The following is a 4,215-nucleotide window of genomic DNA, read 5'->3' on the forward strand; positions in this document are numbered from 1 at the left end:
ACCGGCGCTGCCGAAGCCGTTGCCCGGGCCGCCGGCCGTGATCGTGCCCGGACCGCCCGCGCCGGCCAGGCCGGTGCCGTAGTCGTGGTCGCCGGAGCCCGGGTAGCCGCTGCCGGAGCCGGGAACGCCGCCGGTGACCGGCGGGGTGTACGAGCCGGACCCGCCGCCGAGGTCGGAGCCGCCGATGGTCGGCGGGGGCGTGAACGACCCGCCGCCACCACCGCCACCGGCGCCACCGCCGATCCCGGTGCTGCCGAGCGAGGGCATCTTGCCGCCACCGCCACCACCGCCGCCCGGCAGGCCGGTGTCCGGCACGCCGGAGGGCGGGATGCGGGTGTCCGGGCGGTAGCCGTCATCGGAGTCGATGTTCGGTTTGGGCACGACCAGCTTGGGGCGCTCGGTCTCCACGGCGACCGGCAGGGGCGACATCGCCTTGTTGGCCGCCTCCTGGTTGTCCCGGTACCAGTTGTCCAGATGCGACTTCGTGTCCCACCAGCCGCCACGCTTCTGGTCGCCGGCGTTGCCGTCGACCTTCATGGTGGCTTCCAGGTCGTCGGCCTTGTCGCGGAACGCGCCGTCGGCGTAGAGCGACTGGTTGGCCTGGTAGTCCTTGCGCAGCGCGGCGAGGAAACCCGACTGGCTCTCGCCGTCGCGGGCGTCGTCGAGCTCGGTGCCGCCGGGCAGGCTCCACTCGTTCCAGCCGAAGTCGTCCATCAGCGGGATCGGGATGCTGGCGACCGCCGTGCGGATGTCGCCCTCGATCCGCGAGAGCGCCCCGCTGACGCCGCTGGCGTGCGTGATCAGCTCCTCGATCTCCTTGCCGATGCCGCTCAGGTGCTCGCGGTACGCGTCCCCGCCGCTGCCCTTCCACCCGGCCAGCAGGCCGGGCAGGCCGCCGCTGTGCGGGCGCTCCTGACCGGTCGCGACCGGGCCCACGAACGAGCGCCCGACCAGCGAGTCGCGCAGGTAGCCGAGCGCGGTGGAGAGGTTGCTCCAACCCGCCCCCACGGACCCGACGGTCTCCGGGTCCGCCGACAGCGTCACCTCGCGGACGCAGCGCTCCCAGGTGCCTCCTGCCATGACCGTCTCCCCCTCAGGCCGTGTACGGGTAGGTGGGCTGCTGCCCGGCCTCCGGCGGCGGCGCCGCGGACTCCAGCAGCCGCTCGATCTGCTTGCCGTTGGCGGCGTTGCGGGCCTCCGCGTCGCGGAACGCCTTTGCGATGTCCTCGGTGCCCTGCTTGAGGCCGGCCAGCTTCCGGGAGATGGACTTCAGGTGGGCCTCCATGTTGGCCGTCGACCTGGTCAGCGCCGCCCACTGCATCCGGGCGTCCTCGTACGCGCCGAACGGTGTGCCGTTGGACACCGTCTGGGCGTTCGTGCCGTCGCCCTTCATCCGCTCCTTGATGCGTTCCATCTCGTAGCCGATGGTGTCGTCGACGTACTGCTTGAGGCGCTCGACGTACTCCGCGGCGGCGTCCAGGTCCTCGACGCTGACGTGCAGGTCGCCGGTGTCCGGCGGCGTGATGCCCATGCTGCTGTCCTCCCCGCTACCGACCCGGAGGGCCGGTCCAATACGGACGCAGCGTATCGAGGAAGCACCACTGCGGTCAGCCCCACCCCACGGCGCGGCACGGTTGCCGCGAAGGACGACGGAGCGCGGAAACCCCGAGGGGTTCCCGCGCTCCGGAGTGGTTCGGTGCCGTCAGCCCTGCGCGGCGGCGGGCAGCTTCAGCCCACCGACCGGCGTCAGCGGCAGCAGCTTGCGGCCGGTCGGGCCGATCTGGATCTCGGTGTCCATGGACGGGCACACGCCGCAGTCGAAGCAGGGCGTCCAGCGGCAGTCGTCCTGCTCGTACTCCGACAGCGAGTCCTGCCAGTCCTGCCACAGCCAGTCCTTGTCCAGGCCGGAGTCGAGGTGGTCCCAGGGCAGGACCTCCAGCTCCTCGCGCTCCCGGGTGGTGTACCAGTCGAGGTCCACGCCGTACGCCGGCAGCACCTCGGCCGCGGCGTCCACCCACCGCTGGTAGGAGAAGTGCTCGCTCCAGCCGTCGAACCGGCCGCCGTTCTCCCAGACCTTGCGGATCACCGCGCCGACCCGGCGGTCGCCGCGGGACAGCAGGCCCTCGATCAGCGACGGCTCGCCGTCGTGGTAGCGGAAGCCGATCGCCCGGCCCAGCGACCGGTCGCTGTTGATCGCCTGCTTGAGCAGCTTGAGCCGGCCGTCGATGACCTCCGGCCGCTCCATCGAGGCCCACTGGAACGGGGTGTGCGGCTTCGGCACGAACCCGCCGATGGAGACGGTGCAGCGGATGTCCTTGGACCCGGTGGCGGCGCGGCCGGCCCGGATCACCTCGTGCGCCATGTCGGCGATCTCCAGGACGTCCTCGTCGGTCTCGGTGGGCAGGCCGCACATGAAGTAGAGCTTCACCTGCCGCCAGCCGTTGGAGTACGCGGTGACCACGGTGCGGATGAGGTCTTCCTTCGACACCATCTTGTTGATCACCTTGCGGATCCGCTCCGACCCGCCCTCGGGGGCGAACGTCAGGCCGGTCCGCCGCCCGTTGCGGGACAGCTCCTGGGCGAGGTCGATGTTGAACGCGTCCACCCGGGTCGACGGCAGCGACAGCGAGACGTTGGTGCCCGCGTACTGCTCGGCCAGGCCGGAGCACATGTCGCCGATCTCGGAGTGGTCGGCGGACGACAGCGACAGCAGGCCCACCTCGTGGAAGCCGGAGAACTCCAGCCCTTCCTTGACCATCTGGCCGACCGTGGTGATCGACCGCTCCCGCACCGGGCGGGTGATCATGCCGGCCTGGCAGAACCGGCAGCCCCGGGTGCAGCCCCGGAAGATCTCCACCGCGTACCGCTCGTGGACCGTCTCGGCGAGCGGGACCAGGGGCTTCTTCGGGTACGGCCACGCGTCCAGGTCCATGGTCGTGCGCTTGTGCACGCGGAACGGCACGTCCGGGCGGTTCGGCACGACCCGCTGGATCCGGCCGTCGGGCAGGTAGTCGACGTCGTAGAAGCGCGGGACGTAGACGCTCTCCGTGCGGGCCAGGCGCAGCAGCAGCTCGTCCCGGCCGCCCGGGGAGCCCTCGGCCTTCCACTCCCGGACGATGGTGGTGATCTCGAGCACCGCCTCCTCGCCGTCGCCGAGCACCGCGGCGTCGACGAAGTCGGCGATCGGCTCCGGGTTGAACGCGGCGTGCCCGCCGGCCACGATCACCGGGTCGGCGTCGGTGCGGTCGGCGGCGAGCATCGGGATGCCGGCCAGGTCGATCGCGGTGAGCAGGTTGGTGTAGCCCAGCTCGGTGGAGAACGAGACGCCGAACACGTCGAAGTCACGCACCGGGCGGTGGGCGTCGACGGTGAACTGCGGCACGCCGTGGGCGCGCATCAGCTTCTCCAGGTCCGGCCAGACCGCGTACGTCCGCTCGGCCAGCACGTCGGGCAGCTCGTTGAGCACCTCGTAGAGGATCTGCACGCCCTGGTTGGGCAGGCCGACCTCGTAGGCGTCCGGGTACATCAGCGCCCAGCGCACGGTCGCGGCGTCCCAGTCCTTGACCACCGCGCCCAGTTCCCCACCCACGTACTGGATGGGTTTGGTCACCTGCGGCAGCAGCGGCTCCAGCCGGGGCCAGACCGAGTTGTCGGCGGTGGGGCGTGGGGTCGTGGACGGGGCACTCATGATGCCCAAGGGTACGCGGTCCCTCGCCCCCACTTCCCCCGCCGCACCCATCCGGCCACTCCACCCCGGTGATCGAGGAGGTGGCGCGCCGGTCCCGGCCCGCCGCCGACCGGGGACGCCTCGGCCCCGGACCGCGGTGGGGCGGGGATTCGGCGGGGGTGGCGGGGCGGTACTAACCTCGCAACGGGCGCGAGAGGAGATTGCCGCGATGTCGCAGCCGCAGCCGGGGACGGACCGGCCGGCCGACGGGGCCGAGGAGCGGGTCGTCGCCGAGCCGCCGTCGCCCGAGTCGAAGCAGGTCGACGCCGGGGGCGACGGCCAGCTCGCCGACCCCGCCCGGGACGGGTCGGCGCCGGTGAGCGACGCGTCGCCTCCGCCGGGCGCGGAGCCACCCGACCCGGAGGACACCACCCGCCCGGACCCGGAGGACACCATCCGCCCGGCCCCGGACGCCGCCACCGCGCCGGCGCCTGACGACGCCAGCCGCGCGAACCCGGACGACACCGCACACCCGGGCCCGGACGCCG

Annotated in this window: 3 protein-coding genes and 1 pseudogene; 1 reads left to right on the forward strand and 3 read right to left on the reverse strand. The window is 72.6% G+C overall.

Features of this window, described 5'->3' with window-relative positions; all coding sequences use genetic code 11:
- The 3 genes from HUW36_RS27065 to HUW36_RS27075 form a co-directional block, all read right to left on the reverse strand.
- Positions 1–1,080: hypothetical protein (locus tag HUW36_RS27065; RefSeq protein WP_174530729.1), on the reverse strand; the 1,080-nt coding region annotated here is incomplete at its 3' end.
- Between the two features lie 13 nt (positions 1,081–1,093).
- Positions 1,094–1,531 carry a hypothetical protein gene (locus HUW36_RS27070; protein ID WP_174530730.1) on the reverse strand — a complete coding sequence of 146 codons (438 nt, stop codon included), beginning with the start codon at positions 1,529–1,531 and terminating at the stop codon, positions 1,094–1,096.
- A gap of 171 nt (positions 1,532–1,702) precedes the next feature.
- Positions 1,703–3,688 (reverse strand): TIGR03960 family B12-binding radical SAM protein, encoded by a 1,986-nt coding sequence (locus HUW36_RS27075; RefSeq protein WP_174530731.1) that lies wholly within the window; start codon positions 3,686–3,688, stop codon positions 1,703–1,705.
- A 208-nt stretch (positions 3,689–3,896) separates the two neighbouring features.
- Here HUW36_RS27075 and HUW36_RS27080 point away from each other — a divergent pair.
- A pseudogene (locus HUW36_RS27080) lies at positions 3,897–4,215 on the forward strand (hypothetical protein); the annotation flags it as partial.

The organism is Micromonospora maritima, from assembly GCF_902825405.1.
Taxonomy (GTDB): Bacteria; Actinomycetota; Actinomycetes; order Mycobacteriales; family Micromonosporaceae; genus Micromonospora; species Micromonospora maritima.

What these genes read in the sequence shown, in the direction of transcription:
- HUW36_RS27070 (WP_174530730.1), bottom strand. Translation starts at nt 1,531, where the DNA reads ATGGGCATCACGCCGCCGGACACCGGCGACCTGCACGTCAGCGTCGAG.
- HUW36_RS27075 (WP_174530731.1), bottom strand. Translation starts at nt 3,688, where the DNA reads ATGAGTGCCCCGTCCACGACCCCACGCCCCACCGCCGACAACTCGGTC.